The organism is Acrocarpospora phusangensis (genome assembly GCF_016862995.1).
GTDB lineage: Bacteria > Actinomycetota > Actinomycetes > Streptosporangiales > Streptosporangiaceae > Acrocarpospora > Acrocarpospora phusangensis.
Map to the genome: position 1 here is coordinate 82,837 of NZ_BOOA01000017.1, position 15,531 is coordinate 98,367.

Consider the following 15,531-nt stretch of genomic DNA (forward strand, 5'->3'; position numbering starts at 1 on the left):
TATCCCCGTCAGGAGAAGGCGTCCACCTGACCCGTCAGCGTCTCGGCCGCCGCCTGCCCGCAGACCCGCGCCGCGCCGTGCGTGGCGATGTGCGCCGCGCCCAGGTCGGTACGCCCCGGCAGGCCCATCTCCACCACGATGCCGTCCGGCCGCCGGGAGAGCAGGTGCGCCAGGGCGTCCATCTGCCAGGCGTGCCGGTGCGCGTCCCTGACCACGATCACCAGCGGCCGGTCCACGGCCTGCGCGAGCACGTCGGCGGGCAGGCCGTCGGCCAGCTCGGGCTCGTGCAGCCGGGTCACGGTGGTCCCCGGCAGCAGCTTGCCCAGCGGCTCCCCGACGCCCCACGGCATGCCCTTGTCGATCGCTAGGTTCATCTCCGGCGACAGCTCCACCACGTGCGGCGCCACCACCAGCGGCAGCAGGGTGCCGTCGTCCCGGCGCACCCGGACGGCCCGGCGCGCCGCGGCCAGCCCCACCGGCTCCCGGGTCGCCGGCGCCGCCCGCTCGGGACGCCAGGCGGCCAGCGTCCTGACCCGCGCGGCGGCGTCGGCCAGCCGCTCCTCCGGCAGCCAGCCCTCGAACACCGCGTCCACGATCGCGTCCCTGATCAGCTCGACGACGGCCTCGTCGGAGTTCTCGCCGCCCACGCAGATGGCGTCGGCCCCGGCCGCGATGGCCCGCGCGCTGGCCCCGCCGATGCCGTACGGGCCGGAGACCGCCGCCATCTCGATGCCGTCGGTGATGATCAGCCCCTCGAAGCCGAGGTCGCGCCGGAGCAGGTCGGTCAGGATGTGCGGGCTCAGCGTGGCCGCCAGCTCCCGGTCGTACGCGGACACGAGCAGGTGGCCGGTCATGATCGAGCGCACGCCCTCGGCGATCGCGGCCCGGAACGGCCGGAGCTCGACCTCGTCCAGGTCCTCGCGGCTGCCCGCCACCACCGGCACGCTGTAGTGGGAGTCGACCGAGGTGTCCCCGTGCCCGGGGAAGTGCTTGGCGCACGCGGCCACGCCCGCCGACTGGAGGCCGCGCACCCACGCCGCGGTGTGCCGGGCCACCAGGGCGGGGTCCGCCCCGAAGGAGCGCAGGCCGATCACCGGGTTGTCCGCGTTGGAGTTCACGTCCGCGGCGGGCGCGAAGTCGATGGTGACCCCCGCCGCCGCCAGGTCCCAGCCGATGTCCCGGGCGACCGCCTCGGTCAGGGCCTCGTCGTCCACGACGCCGAGCGCGTAGTTGCCGGGCCGGGAGCTGCCCGTACGGGCCTCCAGGCGGGTCACCTCCCCGGCCTCCTCGTCGATGCCGACGACGATGTCGGGGTTCTCCGCGCGCAGCGCGGCCGTCAGCTCGGCCAGCTGGGCGGGCGTGTCCACATTGCGGGAGAAGAGGACCGCCCCGGCCAGGCCGTCGCCGAGGCGACGCCGCAGCCAGTCGGGGGGCGTGGTTCCCAGGAAGCCGGGGAACAGGACCGTGTCTGCCAGACGCAACAGCTCCGTGCTTCGCGTCATGCGGCACCGCACTTGGACATGCCCGAAATCTAATAGGAAACTTTCCTATTCGCTAGTGGGCTGACCTCCCATTTCACAGATCGGTTCGTTGAAGTTTGTTGCCGAGGACACGAAACCCCGCGGCCGTGACCACCGGCGCGGCGGGCTGGTCCACGAACGCGACCGTCCGGTAGTCCACCGTGAAGTCCGACATCCCGGCCGTGACCACCAGGTAGCCGCGCCTGCCGTCGAAATACTTGAGGTGCGGGTTGAGCGCCAGCATCGCGTTCCCGTCCGTGGCCGGCGGGCGGCTGGTGACCGAGCTCGTGACGAACTCCACCCCGCCGGCGAACTCCCCCGCCCAGGCGTTGTGCACGTCCCCGCTCAGCACCACCAGATCGCCGGTGACCGCCGCCAGCACCTTGGCCCGGCTCTCCGGGAAGCCGTCCCAGGCGTCGGTGCTGGGCGGTTCCAGCGGGAACTTGCGCGGCGCGAAGAAGAGCGCCTGCGCGATCACCTTCCACCGCGCCGTCGAGGTGCGCAGCCGGGTGGTCAGCCACTCCTGCTGCTCGGCCCCCAGCATGTCCCGGCCCCGCCGGTACTGCCGCGCGTCCACGAACATGAAGTCCGCCACCCTGCCGTACGGCCGCCAGCGGTAGAACTGCAGGTTGTTCCCGACCGGCCGCACCCGCAGCGGCAGGTGCTCGTAGTACGCCTTGTACGCGGCGTTCCGCCGTTTCAGGAACGCGGACGCGCTCGACCCGTCCCCCGGCGAGAGGCCCGCGTAGTTGTCCCGCACCTCGTGGTCGTCCGGCATGGTGATCCACGGCGCGGCGGCGTGGGCGGCCTGGAGGTCCTTGTCCATCTGGTAGCGGGCGTACCTGCGCCGGTAGGCGGCCAGCGTCCTGCACTCCTCCGTCGACTCCAGCGGCCGGATGTACCGCCCCGGCTGCGGGTTGGCGGGCTTGCCGTACTCGTAGACGTAGTCGCCCAGATGGAAGATGACGTCCGGCCGCTCGTTGGCCAGGTGCCGGAGCACGGTGAAGAACCCGTGCTCGTACCGCTGGCAGGAGACGACCCCGATCTTGATCGTCTCGGTGGAGTCCGCCGCGGGGGCCGTCTTGGTACGCCCGACGGGACTGGTGTGCCCGTCCACGCTGAACCGGTAGAAGTACTCCGTCCACGCCCGCAGCCCGCTGACCCGCACGTGCACGCTGTGCGCCCAGTCCGGCTGCGCGGGAGCGTTCCCGGACTGGACGACACGGGTGAACGCCTCGTCCTCGGCCAGTTCCCAGCGCACGGTGAACGTCTGGTTCGGCATGCCGCCGGGCTTGCTCGCGTGCAGCGGCTCCACCGCGAGCCGCGTCCACAAGATCACCCCATCGGGGGACGGTTCCCCCGAACCAACTCCAAGAGTGAACGGAAACCCTAATTTGGCCATAGTGGGATCTTTGTCGAGCCCGGTGACGAGTGCGTACCGATTCGACAGAGAAACGGGTCAGCGGGCGAAGAGTCTCCGGAGCAGCGGAGTCAGCAGGGCGAGCGCGGCCAGCGCCAGCAGTACGGCGGCGACCGGGCTGGCCACCAGCGTGCTCACGTCGCCCGCGCCGATGGCGAGCGCGCGGCGCAGCTGGATCTCGGCCATCGGTCCCAGGATCAGGCCGATCACGGCGGGCGCCACCGGCAGGCCGAACCGCCGCATCGCGAAGCCGAGCAGCCCGAGCAGGTAGAGCACCACCAGGTCCACCCAGGAGTTGTTCAGCGCGTACACGCCCAGCGCGGCGAACAGCACGATCCCGGCGTACAGGTACGGCCGGGGCACCCGCAGCACCCGCGCCCACACCGGGGCGAGTGGCAGGTTGAGCACCAGCAGCATGGTGTTGCCGATGAACAGGGACGCCACCATGCCCCACACCAGGGCCGGGTTGTGGTCGAAGAGCTGGGGTCCTGGCTGCAGGCCGTACTGCTGGAAGGCGGCCAGCATGATGGCGGCCGTGGCGGAGGTGGGCAGGCCGAGGGTGAGCAGCGGCACCAGGGTGCCCGCGGCCGAGGCGTTGTTGGCCGCCTCGGGACCGGCCACGCCCTCGATGGCGCCCTTGCCGTACTCCTCCTTGGCGGGGCCTTTGGCCAGGCGTTTCTCCACCGCGTACGAGAGGAAGGTGGGGATCTCGGCACCGCCGCCGGGCAGTGCGCCGAAGGGGAAGCCGAGCGCGGTGCCGCGCAGCCAGGGCCGCCAGGAGCGGGCCCAGTCCGGGCGGCCCATCCAGGCGCGGCCCACCGGCACCACCTCGGGCGGCGCGTGGCGCAGGCGGGAGGCCACGTAGAGCGCCTCGCCGAGGGCGAACAGGCCGACCGCGACGATCACCACGTCGATGCCGTCGAGCAGTTGCGGGACGCCCAGCGTGAGCCTGGCCTGCCCGGTCTGCTGGTCGATGCCGACCAGGCCGATGACCAGGCCCAGGCCGAGCGAGGCCAGGCCGCGGACGACCGAGCGGGACAGCACCGAGGAGACCGCGGTGAAGGCCAGGATCGCCAGCGCGAAGTAGTCCTCGGGCCCGAAGGAGATCGCGAAGTCCACCACCAGGGGCGCGGCCACCACCAGCAGCGCGGTGGCGATCGTGCCGGCCACGAACGAGCCGATGGCGGCCGTGGCCAGGGCCTGGGCGGCCCGGCCGCGCCTGGCCATCTTGTTGCCCTCCAGGGCGGTGATCATGGAGGAGCTCTCGCCGGGCGTGTTGAGCAGGATCGAGGTGGTGGAGCCGCCGTACATGCCGCCGTAGTAGATGCCGGCGAACATGATGAACGCGCTGGCCGGGGGCACGTTGAAGGTGATCGGCAGGAGCAGCGCCACGGTCATGGCGGGGCCGATGCCGGGCAGCACGCCGACGAGGGTGCCGAGGGTGACGCCCAGCAGCGCGTACAGCAGGTTGACGGGGGTGAGGGCGGTGGCGAAGCCGTCCAGGAGCAGGGTGAGCGAGTCCACTCAGATCACCCCGTCCAGCAGGCCCGCGGGGAGGGTGACCCCGAGGCCCTTCACGAACGCCAGGTACGTCGCGACGGACAGCACGACCGCCACCGCGGCGGCCCGCAGCCGCTCCCGCGCGCCCAGCGCCAGCGCCAGGCCGAAGAAGAGCAGCGCCGCCGCGACCACCCAGCCGAGCAGGTCGAGCAGCCCGGCGAAGAGCAGGAAGATGACGCTGACCAGGCCGACGCCGCGCCAGTCCGCCGGGGCGGCCGCGTCCACGTCCTCGCTCTCCTCCGGGTCGCCGTGCCCGCCGCGCAGCACGTCGAGCACGTAGCAGACGCCGATCAGGATCATGGCCGACCCGACCAGCAGCGGGAAGAACCGGGGGCCGAGTCCGAGGGTGGAGGCCGCCGCCGTCACGCCGGCGGTGCCAACGATCACGAAGACGCCGAGCCCGAGCACGGTCAGGGCGAGCCCCAGTTCGGGCCGGCGCCAGGCGGGGACGGCGTCACGGGTGACGACGCCGTCCCGTTCGTCTGGGGTGGACATCAGGACACGAGTCCCATTTCGGCGATGATGCCCTTGACCCGGCTCTGCTCGGCGGCCAGGAAGTCCGCGAACGGCTGGCCGGTCTGGAACGAGTCGATCCACCCGTTCTTGGCGACCGCGTCCTTCCAGGCCTGGCCGTCGTGCATCTTGGTGACCAGGTCGGTGAGGTTCTTCCTGGCCGCGTCGTCGAGGCCGGGCGGGGCGACGAAGCCGCGCCAGTTGGCCAGCTCGACGTCCAGGCCGCCCTCCTTCAGCGTCGGGGATTCGAGGCCGGGGACGCGGGCCGGGGCGGTGATGCCGAGGGAGCGCAGCTTGCCGGACTTGACGTGCTCGGCGAACTCGCCGATGCCGGAGATGCCGATCGACACCTTGTTGCCGAGCAGCGCGTTGAGCGCCTCGCCGCCGCCGGAGTGGGCGATGTAGTTGACCTGCTTGGGGTCGACGCCCGCCGCCTTGGCCATCAGGCCCGCCACGATGTGGTCGGTGCCGCCCGCGGAGCCGCCCGCCACCGAGACCTTCGCCGGGTCCGCCTTCCAGGCGGCGACCAGGTCGTTCAGGGTCTGGAACGGCGACTCGGCCGGCACCACGACGATCTCGTACTCCTCGGTCAGCCGGGCAATGGGGGTGACCTCGGCCAGGGTGACCTGGGACTTGTTCTGCTCGACCGCGCCGACCATGACCAGGCCCATGGTCATCAGCAGCCCGCCGTCGCCCTTGTCGCCGGCGAGCTGGGCCAGGCCGATGGTGCCGCCCGCGCCGGGCACGTTGAAGACCTCGACCTTCCTGGCGGGGTCCACCGACTTGATGGCCTGCTCGGCCGTACGGGAGGTCTGGTCCCAGCCACCGCCCGGCGCGGCCGGGGCCATGATGCGCAGCGCGTTCGCCGCGGCACCCGTGTCCGATCCCGATCCGCACGCGGATACCGCCGCGATCACCGCCGCCAGGACGGCCAGCCTGCGCATACGCATAACCACTCCAACACCGTGAGAGAGAACGTGGTGAGGATGGTGGGCGGCCGCGGGAACGAAGTCGATGCTTCATGTGCTTGCCGTCGTATTGGTGGTATTGGTCACAGTGCCCGCGACCCGGCCGTTATCCGCCGCTGCGTATATTTCGCAGACATTGATCCCGGAGGTGAGAGGCCGTGCGACGGGTGACCAACGCCTCCCTGGGCACCCAGCTCTTCGTGCTCCAGATGGTCATCGTCCTGCTCGCCGTCGGCGGCACCGCGACCGTCTGGGCCCAGCACACCCGCCGCCAGCTCGACGACCAGTACGGCCAGCGCGCCCTCGCCATCGCCCAGTCCGTCGCCGGCCTGCCCCAGGTGCGCGACGCCTTCCGGTACCCGCGCCCCGAGGTGCTGCTCCAGCCGATCGCGGCGGGCGTGCAGCAGGCCACCGGCGCGGACTACGTCGTCATCGCCAACCGCGACCAGATCAGGTACGCCCACCCCAACCCCGGCCTCATCGGCAAACGGCTGTCCACCGACGGCTCGGAGGTGCTGGAGACCGGCCAGACCTGGAGCGGCTTCCAGACCGGCACCCTCGGCCGCTCGGTCCGCGGCAAGGCGCCCATCTTCGACGCGTCGGGCCAGGTCATCGGCCTCACCTCGGTGGGCGTGCTGGAGCAGACCGTCGCCGAACAGCTCGGGGCGGCCCTCCCGCCGCTGTTCTGGACGGTGCTCGCCGTGCTCGTCGCCGGCTCCCTGGCGGCGGCGCTGATCTCGCGCCGGGTCCGGCGGCAGACCTTCGGCCTGGAGCCCAAGGAGATCGCCGCCCTGCTGGAACAGCGCGAAGGCGTACTGCACGGCGTCAAGGAAGGCGTGCTGGCGCTCGACCTGTCCGGCAAGGTGACGCTGGCCAACGACGCCGCCAGGGACCTGCTCGACCTGTCCTCCGACGTGGTCGGGCGCGACCTGACCGAGATGCCGGTCTCGGACCGGGTCAGGGACGTGCTCGGCGGCGGCGACCCCGGCGAGGACCGGATCGTGCTCCACCGCGGCGGCGTCCTCGTGCTCAACCGCACCCCGGTCTCCGTACGCGGGCAGCACCGCGGCTGGGTGGTGACCCTGCGGGACCGCACCGAACTCGTACGGCTGGCCCGCGAACTCGACGACGCCAGCACGACCACGGAGGCGCTCCGCGCCCAGGCGCACGAGTTCGCCAACCGCATGCACACCGTCGTCGGCCTGCTGGAGCTGGGCGAGCACGAGACGGCCGTGCGGTACATCACGCAGACGACCGAGGCCTACAGCCAGTACGCGCAGGGCATCAGGGAGCGGGTGGCCGATCCCACGCTGGCGGCACTGCTGCTGGCCAAGGCGGCGGAGGCCGCCGAGCGGGGCGCGTCGCTGGTGGTGGCCGAGGAGTCGCGGGTGGAGGACCTGGCGGACCCGCGGGACGCCGTGCTCGTGGTCGGCAACCTGGTGGCCAACGCGATCGACGCGCTGGAGGGCACCGGCGGCACCGTCGAGGTGCTGGTCCGCACCGACCCGGCGGGGCTGCACGTGCGGGTCCGCGACTCCGGTCCCGGCATCACCCCGGACCTGGCCGAGGAGGTCTTCCGGGAGGGCTTCACCACCAAGATCGCCCATTCGGGGGCGCGCGGGCTCGGGCTCGCGCTGACCCGCCAGACCTGCCTGCGGCGGGGCGGCTGGGTGCGCCTGCACAACACGGACGGCACGGACGGAACGGGCGGCGCGGTCTTCACGGCCCTGCTGCCGATGGCGGCGGCTAGCGGCGGGAGGCGAGATGATCAAGACTGACCTGCGCAAGAAGGTGCTCGTCGTGGACGACGACTTCATGGTGGCCCGCATCCACGGCGGCTACGTGGCCAGGACGCCCGGCTTCACCGTCGTCAGCACCGCGCACACCGGCCGGGCCGCCATCGCCGCCGTCGCCGAGCACGCCCCGGACCTGGTGCTGCTCGACATCTACCTTCCCGACATGTCGGGGCTCGACGTGTTACGCACGATCCGCGGGCTGGCCCGGCCGGTGGACGTGCTCGTCATCACCGCCGCCCGCGACATCGGCACCGTACGCGCCGCCCTGCACGGGGGCGCCGTCAACTACCTGATCAAACCGTTCACCGCGGGCGCGCTCGCCGACCGGCTCGCCCGTTACGCCGACACCCATCGGCGGCTCGCCCAGCTCGGGTCGCACGCCCGCCAGGAGGACGTGGACCGTCTCTTCGGCTCGGCCCTGGACAGCGCACCGCTGCCCAAGGGGTTGTCGGCCACCACGTGCGCGCTGGTCGTGGAGACTCTTCGCCGTACCGGGACCGACTTGTCGGCGACGGAGACCGCCGACCTCACCGGGCTCTCGCGGGTCAGCGCGCGGCGGTATCTGGAGCATCTCTGCGCGACCGGACGGGCGGAGCTCCGGCCCCGCTACGGGACGGCGGGGCGGCCGGAGCACCGGTACCGCTGGACGGGGTGACGTTCATCCCAGTTCGCGGAGGATCTGGGTGACCACGGCGTCCGGGTCGCGGTCGTGGCAGTCGATCAGGGCCTGGGGCCAGCCGCGGGGTTCCAGGAAGCGGTGGACGTCGTCGTACAGGGCGAGTTCGCGGGCGGGTGAGCCCAGGCGTTCCAGGCGGGAGAGGCGGGGGCGTTCGCGCAGCCGGCGCTCCAGGACGGCGGGGTGGTCGCGCAGGTAGCAGGACAGGGTCGGCGCGGGCACGTGCGCGTTGTAGTGCCAGAGTTCGCCGAGCGGGATGCCGTCCAGTTGCTGGAGGGCGAGGGAGGACTGCGCGTACCGGTCGCTGATCACGATCTGGCCGGCGGCCAGCGCGGGCCGGATCTCCTGGTCGAGGTGGAGCGTGCGGTCGGCGGCCACCGCCAGCGCGAAGGCCCGGCCGCTCCAGCGGTCCTCGCCCTCCCGGACGAGCCGGCCCAGCGGCGAGTCCGTCGGCTCGGTCGTCGTGTGCACGGCGAGGCCGCGTTCCCGCAGCCGCGCGGCCAGGCCCAGGACCGCGGTGGATTTCCCCACCCCGTTGGGTCCTTCCACGACGATGAACAATCCTCTGATCCCGTCCATGATTCTCTGCCGCAGACCACGAATATGCTCGAAAGAGTCCCGGGAAAAACACCGCCTCACATTTCCCTTTCTTTCAGAAATTAAGCGGCGATCCTCCCGGATACCCCTTAGGGGTTCTTTTCCATTAAGGGGTATACGTCGCATCTGCTCCATTGACGGTAATTCGGCCCAGGACGAGTCTGGCGCCACACGCCGGGCGTACACGGGCCTTATCCGGCGGACAGGAGCAGACAATGCCATTTCCTCGTGCCGCGCGGCTGGGCGCCGCGCTCGTGGCCGCGGGAGCCGTCACGCTGACCGGGACTCCGGCCGCCCACGCGGTGGTGCCGTTCCCGGTCGCGAGCCTCAACGGCAGCGGCAACAACGTCGCCAACCCCACGTGGGGGCAGGCGAACACGCCGTACAGCCGGGTCGGGGCCGCCCGTTACGTGAACGGGCTGAGCCAGCCGTTCGGCGGGCCGAACGTACGGAACATCAGCAACCGCGTCCACAACGACGCGAACCAGAACCTGTTCTCCGAACGGCGCGTCACCCAATGGGGATTCACCTGGGGGCAGTTCATCGACCACACCTTCGGCCTGCGCGACGGAAGGGAACCCGGCGACCCCCAAGGGGAAACCGCCAATATTCCGTTCAGCACCTCCGACCCCCTGGAGGAATTCACCAACACCCTCGGCTACATCCCCTTCGTACGGTCGAATCCGGCGCCGGGCACGGGCGTGAGCAACGCCCGCCAGCAGACCAACACCAACAGTTCATACCTCAACGGATTCCCCGTGTACGGCCCCGACAACACGCGGCTGGAATGGCTGCGCACCGGACCGGTGGACGGCAACCTGGCCAACAACGGCGCCACGCTGCTGCTGTCCAACGGGTACCTGCCGCGCCGGGACGCCCGCGGAAACGCCGGCGCCGCGCCGGTCATGGAGCTCAACGGCCGACTGATCGGGCAGCCGGGCCGGGCGATGGTGGCCGGAGACGTACGGGCGAACGAGAACCTGTCCCTCACCGCGACCCAGACGCTGTTCGCCCGTGAGCACAACCGGATCGTCGCGCTCCTGCCCGGCGCGCTGAGCGAGGAGGACAAGTTCCAGATCGCCCGCCGGGTGGTCATGGCCGAGCAGCAGTACATCACCTACAACGAGTTCCTGCCCGCGCTCGGCGTCGCCCTGCCGCGCTACACGGGCTACAACCCGGCCGTCAACGCGAACCTTGGCAACGAGTTCGCCACCGTCGGCTACCGCGCGCACAGCATGATCCACGGCGAGTTCGAGCTGGAGACCAACGCCTCCCGCTACTCGCAGGCCACCCTGGACGCGCTGGCGGCGCAGGGCGTCGAGGTCGCCGTGGACGGCGACGACGCGGAGATCGCGATCCCGCTGAACCTGGCGTTCTTCAACCCGGACCTGCTGGAGCAGGTGCAGCTCGGCCCGATGCTGCTCGGGCTCGGCCTGGAGTCGCAGTACAAGAACGACGAGCAGATCGACAACCAGCTGCGCAGCGTGCTCTTCCAGATCCCGGTGTCCGGCAACCCCGAGTGCCTGGACGGGCCCGGCCTGCCGGAGTGCTTCAACGGCGTCGTGGACCTGGGCGCGGTCGACATCGAGCGCGGGCGCGACCACGGCATGCCGACCTACAACCAGATGCGGCAGGCGTTCGGGCTGCCGCCGAAGGCCTCCTTCACCGCGATCACGGGCGAGGCCACCGACGCCTTCCCCGCCGACCCGCAGCTGACCGCCGGCAACGAGATCAACGACCCGGACAGCCTGGACACGCTCCAGCTGTTCGACATCGACGGCAACGCGGTCGACCTGAACGACGAGGACGCCGTCGAGGGCACCGCCACCCGCGAGGTACGCAGGACCACGCTGGCCGCGCGGCTGCGCGCGATCTACGGCGACGTCGCGAACGTGGACGCGTTCGTCGGCATGGTCGCCGAGCAGCACGTGCCCGGCAGCGACTTCGGCGAGCTCCAGCTGGCCATGTGGGCCCGGCAGTTCCAGGCCCTGCGGGACGGCGACCGGTTCTTCTACGGCAACGACCAGGGGCTCACGTACATCAGGAACACCTACGGGATCGACTACCGGCGCACGCTCGGCCAGATCATCGACCTCAACACGGACCTGACCGCGGCCGACCTCAACCACAACGTGTTCCTGGTGCCCGAGGCCGACCTGCCCGCGCCGGCCTGTACGGTCGCCTTCACCCAGACGACCGAGTGGCCGGGGAACTTCCAGGTCAACATGACCATCACCAACACGGGCGCGACCCCCGTCAACGGGTGGGCGCTGCGCTGGGAGTGGGCCAACGGCCAGACCGTCAGCGAGCTCTGGAACGGGGTGGTCAGCCAGAGCGGCCGGAACGTGACGGTCACGAACACGGCCGCCAACGCCACGATCGCGCCGGGAGCCAGCCGGGGCGGCATCGGCTTCAACGCCCAGCGGGACAATTTCACCAACGCGAGACCGCCCAACTTCACGCTCAACAACCGCCGCTGCGCGACCGTCTGACAGACCCGCTGACGGACCCGCTGACGGACCCGCTGACGGACCCGCTGACGGACCCGCTGACGGACCCGGGGCCGGCCACGACGCGTGGCCGGTCCCGGCCGGTCAGGAGCTCTCGTCCCGCGACCAGTCCACCAGGCCGAGCCGATGCGAAATGATCAGAGCTTCCGACCTCGTCCTCGCGCCCAGCCGGAGAAAGAGCCTGGCCTGCACGCTCTCGACGGTCTTGGCGGTGATGCCCAGCCGCCGCGCGGTCTGCCCGATGGTGTGGCCGAGCGCGATCGAGTTCAGCACGTCCCGCTCGCGGGCGGTCAGCTCGGGCGGGTGGGCGGTGATGCCCGCCGTGAAGGCGTCCAGGCAGAGCGCCGTCATGGTGAAGTAGCCGCGGCACATCAGCGACAACATCCCGGACAGGTCCTCGGTCACGTCCTCCCGCCAGACCAGGGCGCGGGCGCCGTGCCGTACCGCCTGGCCGACGGCCGCCACGTCGGGCGGGGCGGAGCAGACCACGAGGGTGGGCGCGCCGATGCCGGCCGGCAGGCGCCAGTCCTCCGGCTCCGGATCGATCAGCACGACGGCGACCGTGCCGCGCCGCCACTGGAGCCAGTGCGCGCCCGCGAAGTCCCGCAGCACCGCGAACGACTGCCCGGAGGCGACCAGCGTCTCCGACACCCGGTCCCGGCACGGACTCGGCCGCGCGTGCACGACCACCACTTCAGGCCGGGTACGGACGCTGTCCGGCACCGGCCGATGATGGTCGAAGAATCCCAGCTCGATGGCTCTGGCCACCGCGTGCGCCTGACTGACTACGCCTAGCTTGCGGTAGATGCCGCGTTTGCTCGCCTCGACGGCGCAGGTGGTGACGCCCAGCGTCTCCGCGATCCGCGCCGTGCTCAACCCGGACCCGAGCAGGTTGAGCACCGCCAGCTCCGGGGAGGTCATCGCGACCTCGGCTCCCGGTTTCTCCAACGTCTTGTCCATGAGCACGTCCCGACCCCTGGGATGCGACCAGCTGGAAAATGACGCTTATGACGACTTATGTCAAGACATGATGTCATTGTGCAACATCGACCTGCGAAGATCCATGAACGCTTCACAATCATGGGGTACGGCCGGGCCGCCTCTCCGGCGGCCCGGCCGCTTACCTCATCGGCCCTGGAGCGACTTCACGTTGTCGCCGAAGGTCCAGTTCCTGGAGCCGTCCCAGTTGATCGACCAGGTCATCAGACCCTTCAGGCCGCCGTTGAAGGCGTTCCAGCTCTGGGACACCAGCGACGGCGTCATGTAGCCGCCGCCGGCCCCCGACTGGGCGGGCAGTCCGGGCACCTGCTTGTCGTACGGCACCCGGATGGTCGTCCCCTGGATGACCAGGCCGTTGTTGAGACAGGTGGTCTGGGCGGTGAAGCCCTGGACGGTGCCGGCGGAGTAGGAGTCGCCGGAGCATCCGTACATGCTGCCGTTGTAGTACTGCATGTTGAGCCACCAGAGGCGGCCGTTGTCGGCGTACTTCTTGATGATCGGCAGGTAGGCGCCCCAGATGGAGCCGTAGGTGACGCTGCCGCCGGTGACGTACGCGGTCTCGGGGGCCATGGTGAGGCCGAAGTTGGACGGCATCTGGGCGAGCACGCCGTCGATGATGCGGATCAGGTTGGCCTGGGAGGCCGACAGCTGGTTGATGTTGCCGCTGCCGGTCAGGCCGGTCTCGATGTCGATGTCGATGCCGTCGAAGTTGTACGTCCTGAGGATCGGCACGATCGTGGCCACGAAGCGGTCGGCCACCGTGCTCGAACTGAGGTCGATGCCCGCGGTCGCGCCGCCGATGGACATCAGGATCGTCGCGCCTGCCGCCTTGGCCGCGCACATCTCGGCCGGGGTGGCGACCTTGACGTTGGCGTCCATGCCGTCCTGCCAGAGGACCGTGCCGTCGGAGCGGATGACCGGGAACGCGGCGTTGATGACGTTGTAGCCGTGCGCCTTGATGCGGGCGTCCGTGATCGGGATCCACCCGAGCGGCGGGTGCACGCCGTTGATCGCGCCGTCCCAGTTCTCCCAGTAGCCCTGCAGGACCTTGCCGGCCGGCCGGGACTTCACCGCGCAGGTGCCCCCCGTCGGCGAGGGCGACGGACTCGGGCTCACGCTCGGGCTGGGACTCGGACTCCGGCTGGGACTAGGGCTGGGACTCGGGCTCGGGCTGGGAGACGGTGACGGTGAGGCCGTGCCGCCCGGGCCGTCGAAGTTGACGTCGTCGGCGTAGTAGGTGCCCTGGCCGTACCAGCCGTGCAGGTAGACCACGGCGGAGGTCTGGCCCGCCGCAGTGGTGAACGAGAGCGTCAGCTGCTGATACGCCGCCGACGAGGTCCACGTGGACGGCCCGCCGTTCACGCCCAGGTAGACGTAGTTCCCGCGCACCCACGCGGACACCGTGTACGCGGTGCTCGGCCGCACGCTCACCGTCTGGGAGCATTTGGCGTTGTCCGACGCGCTCGCCGCGCCGGAGAGCGCCCGCGTGCCGGAACGGACCGGGGTCGTGACCACCGACCCGAGTCCACCGGTGCACGACCACGGCGAGAGCGCGCCGGTCTCGAATCCCGGATTCACCAGCAGATTGGCCGCGTACGCCGAGGTCTGCGACACCAGCACACCCAGCGCGGCCAGGAGTAACGCGGCGAGAGAGGCCAGCAGTCGGGGGGTTCGCTTCATGGAGGACCCTTCTGTCGCCCGGACAGCACACGTCACCGGGCATCGACATAGCGATGAGGTTGCGAGGCCACGGTGACTAAGGCTCGCGAGCAACAGTTGCCCGAATTATCTTCCAAGATCATGGTTAATGTCCATAACGAACTCACGCCCTGAGACCATGGAGGGCATGATCATCCCCGGCCCCCTGGTCCCCGACGGCGGCGGCTACCGCCACTCCTACGAGATCACCCCACCCACCCGCCTCGTCTTCGTCTCCGGCCAGATCCCCGTCGCCCCCGACGGCACCCTCCCCACCGACTTCGCCACCCAATGCCGCCAAACCTGGGCGAACCTGGCCCACGCGCTTGCTCAGCACGAAATGGACCTCTCCAACCTCGTGAAGGTCACCACATTCCTGTCCGACCGCGCCCACCGCGCGGAGAACTCCACCATCCGCCGCGAAGTCCTGAACGGCCACACCCCCGCCCTGACCGTGATCATCGCCGACATCTTCGACGACGCCTGGCTCCTGGAAATCGAAGCCATCGCCGCAGGCTGACGGCGGCCAGGTCAGCCGGAGTCGGCGTCGAAGTTGAGTTCGGAGGTGACGCGGTAGCGGTCGCCGCGGTAGATGGAGCGGGTGAATTCGACGATTCTGCCGTTCACGTCTCGGGTGGTGCGTTCGACCATGAGGGCCGGGAAGTGTTCGGGGACGTGGAGGAGTTCGGCTTCGGTCTCGTCGGTGACGGTGGCCTCGATGGTCTGGACGGCGCTGCGGACGTCGACGCCGAAGCGTTCGCGGAGGAAGCGGTAGAAGGAGCCGGATTCCATGTCGGCGGGGGCCAAGCCGTCCACGAGGGCGTGGGGGAGGTGGAGGCGTTCGATGGCCATGGGCTCGTCGTCGACCACGCGGAGCCGTACGACACGGAGGACGGGGGCGGCGGGGGCGAGCTGGAGGCGGCTGGCCAGCTGGGGGCCGGCGGGGGCGGAGCCGAACTCGAGGATGCGGCTGGCCCAGTGGCCCTCGGCGGGCGGGGCGTAGAACGATCCACTGGGGGTGGCGGCGAGGGCCTGGGTGACGCGGTGGGGGCCGGTGAAGGTGCCTCGGCCGTGCTCGCGGACGAGCTGGCCGGAGCGGACCAGGTCGTCGATGGCGGCGCGGAGGGTGGGACGCGAGACGCCGAGCTCCTTGCACAGGTCGCGTTCCGAGGGGATGGCCTCGCCCGGCTTCTTGTCCGCGATGAAGTCGAGCAGGAAGTCGCGCACTCGGTCGCGTTTCAGCCCGGCCCGCATGTTCAGAGTCACAATCTGAC

General features: G+C 70.7%; 13 protein-coding genes. 4 read left to right on the forward strand and 9 right to left on the reverse strand.

Going from position 1 to position 15,531, the window contains the following annotated elements; genetic code table 11:
* Positions 1-8: 8 nt before the first annotated feature.
* From Aph01nite_RS12920 to Aph01nite_RS12940, 5 genes are all read right to left on the reverse strand, one after another.
* A complete protein-coding gene (locus Aph01nite_RS12920) occupies positions 9-1,502 on the reverse strand; it encodes a glycoside hydrolase family 3 protein (protein WP_204041078.1) in 1,494 nt (497 codons plus the stop codon).
* Between the two features lie 73 nt (positions 1,503-1,575).
* A complete protein-coding gene (locus tag Aph01nite_RS12925) occupies positions 1,576-2,922 on the reverse strand; it encodes an alkaline phosphatase D family protein (protein ID WP_275419221.1) in 1,347 nt (448 codons plus the stop codon).
* 57 nt (positions 2,923-2,979) lie between these two features.
* Positions 2,980-4,464 carry a tripartite tricarboxylate transporter permease gene (locus Aph01nite_RS12930; RefSeq protein ID WP_204041080.1) on the reverse strand — a complete coding sequence of 495 codons (1,485 nt, stop codon included), beginning with the start codon at positions 4,462-4,464 and terminating at the stop codon, positions 2,980-2,982.
* Positions 4,465-4,995: a tripartite tricarboxylate transporter TctB family protein gene (locus Aph01nite_RS12935; protein WP_204041081.1), complete on the reverse strand. Its 531-nt coding sequence runs from the start codon at positions 4,993-4,995 to the stop codon at positions 4,465-4,467. It lies immediately after the preceding gene.
* The gene (locus Aph01nite_RS12940; RefSeq protein ID WP_204041082.1) at positions 4,995-5,963 is read right to left on the reverse strand and encodes a tripartite tricarboxylate transporter substrate binding protein; all 969 of its coding nucleotides are present in this window, start codon (positions 5,961-5,963) and stop codon (positions 4,995-4,997) included. Before Aph01nite_RS12940 ends, Aph01nite_RS12935 begins: the two co-directional genes overlap by 1 nt.
* Before the next feature lie 176 nt (positions 5,964-6,139).
* Here Aph01nite_RS12940 and Aph01nite_RS12945 point away from each other — a divergent pair, with 176 nt between their 5' ends.
* Complete coding sequence (locus Aph01nite_RS12945; RefSeq protein ID WP_204041083.1) at positions 6,140-7,759, forward strand: ATP-binding protein; 1,620 nt, start codon at positions 6,140-6,142, stop codon at positions 7,757-7,759.
* Entirely contained in the window at positions 7,746-8,432 is a 687-nt protein-coding gene (locus Aph01nite_RS12950; RefSeq protein ID WP_204041084.1) for a response regulator, read from the forward strand. The genes Aph01nite_RS12945 and Aph01nite_RS12950 overlap by 14 nt, the downstream gene beginning before the upstream one ends.
* 3 nt (positions 8,433-8,435) lie before the next feature.
* On the opposite strand, the gene tmk is transcribed toward Aph01nite_RS12950, so the two are convergent.
* The gene (gene tmk, locus Aph01nite_RS12955) at positions 8,436-9,032 is read right to left on the reverse strand and encodes a dTMP kinase (protein WP_204041085.1); all 597 of its coding nucleotides are present in this window, start codon (positions 9,030-9,032) and stop codon (positions 8,436-8,438) included.
* Positions 9,033-9,265: 233 nt separating this feature from the next.
* Here tmk and Aph01nite_RS12960 point away from each other — a divergent pair, with 233 nt between their 5' ends.
* Complete coding sequence (locus Aph01nite_RS12960; RefSeq protein ID WP_204041086.1) at positions 9,266-11,542, forward strand: peroxidase family protein; 2,277 nt, start codon at positions 9,266-9,268, stop codon at positions 11,540-11,542.
* Positions 11,543-11,644: 102 nt separating this feature from the next.
* Here Aph01nite_RS12960 and Aph01nite_RS12965 read toward each other — a convergent pair whose 3' ends face one another.
* Together Aph01nite_RS12965 and Aph01nite_RS12970 are read right to left on the reverse strand one after the other, a co-directional pair.
* On the reverse strand, positions 11,645-12,520 hold the full coding sequence (locus tag Aph01nite_RS12965) for a LuxR C-terminal-related transcriptional regulator (protein WP_204041087.1): 876 nt from the start codon (positions 12,518-12,520) through the stop codon (positions 11,645-11,647).
* A gap of 165 nt (positions 12,521-12,685) precedes the next feature.
* The gene (locus Aph01nite_RS12970; RefSeq protein WP_204041088.1) at positions 12,686-14,239 is read right to left on the reverse strand and encodes a glycosyl hydrolase family 18 protein; all 1,554 of its coding nucleotides are present in this window, start codon (positions 14,237-14,239) and stop codon (positions 12,686-12,688) included.
* 166 nt (positions 14,240-14,405) lie between these two features.
* Here Aph01nite_RS12970 and Aph01nite_RS12975 point away from each other — a divergent pair, with 166 nt between their 5' ends.
* Positions 14,406-14,777 carry a RidA family protein gene (locus Aph01nite_RS12975; RefSeq protein ID WP_204041089.1) on the forward strand — a complete coding sequence of 124 codons (372 nt, stop codon included), beginning with the start codon at positions 14,406-14,408 and terminating at the stop codon, positions 14,775-14,777.
* Between the two features lie 11 nt (positions 14,778-14,788).
* Here the strand turns inward: Aph01nite_RS12975 and Aph01nite_RS12980 are convergent, their stop codons facing one another.
* Positions 14,789-15,523, reverse strand: coding sequence for a GntR family transcriptional regulator (locus Aph01nite_RS12980; RefSeq protein WP_239161633.1), 735 nt, complete (start codon positions 15,521-15,523; stop codon positions 14,789-14,791).
* Positions 15,524-15,531: the final 8 nt, after the last annotated feature.

Coding starts and splice junctions, on each gene's coding strand:
- Aph01nite_RS12920 (WP_204041078.1), bottom strand. CDS start 1,502: ATGACGCGAAGCACGGAGCTGTTGCGTCTGGCAGACACGGTCCTGTTC.
- Aph01nite_RS12925 (WP_275419221.1), bottom strand. CDS start 2,922: ATGGCCAAATTAGGGTTTCCGTTCACTCTTGGAGTTGGTTCGGGGGAA.
- Aph01nite_RS12935 (WP_204041081.1), bottom strand. CDS start 4,995: ATGTCCACCCCAGACGAACGGGACGGCGTCGTCACCCGTGACGCCGTC.
- Aph01nite_RS12940 (WP_204041082.1), bottom strand. CDS start 5,963: ATGCGTATGCGCAGGCTGGCCGTCCTGGCGGCGGTGATCGCGGCGGTA.
- Aph01nite_RS12950 (WP_204041084.1), top strand. CDS start 7,746: ATGATCAAGACTGACCTGCGCAAGAAGGTGCTCGTCGTGGACGACGAC.
- tmk (WP_204041085.1), bottom strand. CDS start 9,032: ATGGACGGGATCAGAGGATTGTTCATCGTCGTGGAAGGACCCAACGGG.
- Aph01nite_RS12960 (WP_204041086.1), top strand. CDS start 9,266: ATGCCATTTCCTCGTGCCGCGCGGCTGGGCGCCGCGCTCGTGGCCGCG.
- Aph01nite_RS12965 (WP_204041087.1), bottom strand. CDS start 12,520: ATGGACAAGACGTTGGAGAAACCGGGAGCCGAGGTCGCGATGACCTCC.
- Aph01nite_RS12970 (WP_204041088.1), bottom strand. CDS start 14,239: ATGAAGCGAACCCCCCGACTGCTGGCCTCTCTCGCCGCGTTACTCCTG.
- Aph01nite_RS12975 (WP_204041089.1), top strand. CDS start 14,406: ATGATCATCCCCGGCCCCCTGGTCCCCGACGGCGGCGGCTACCGCCAC.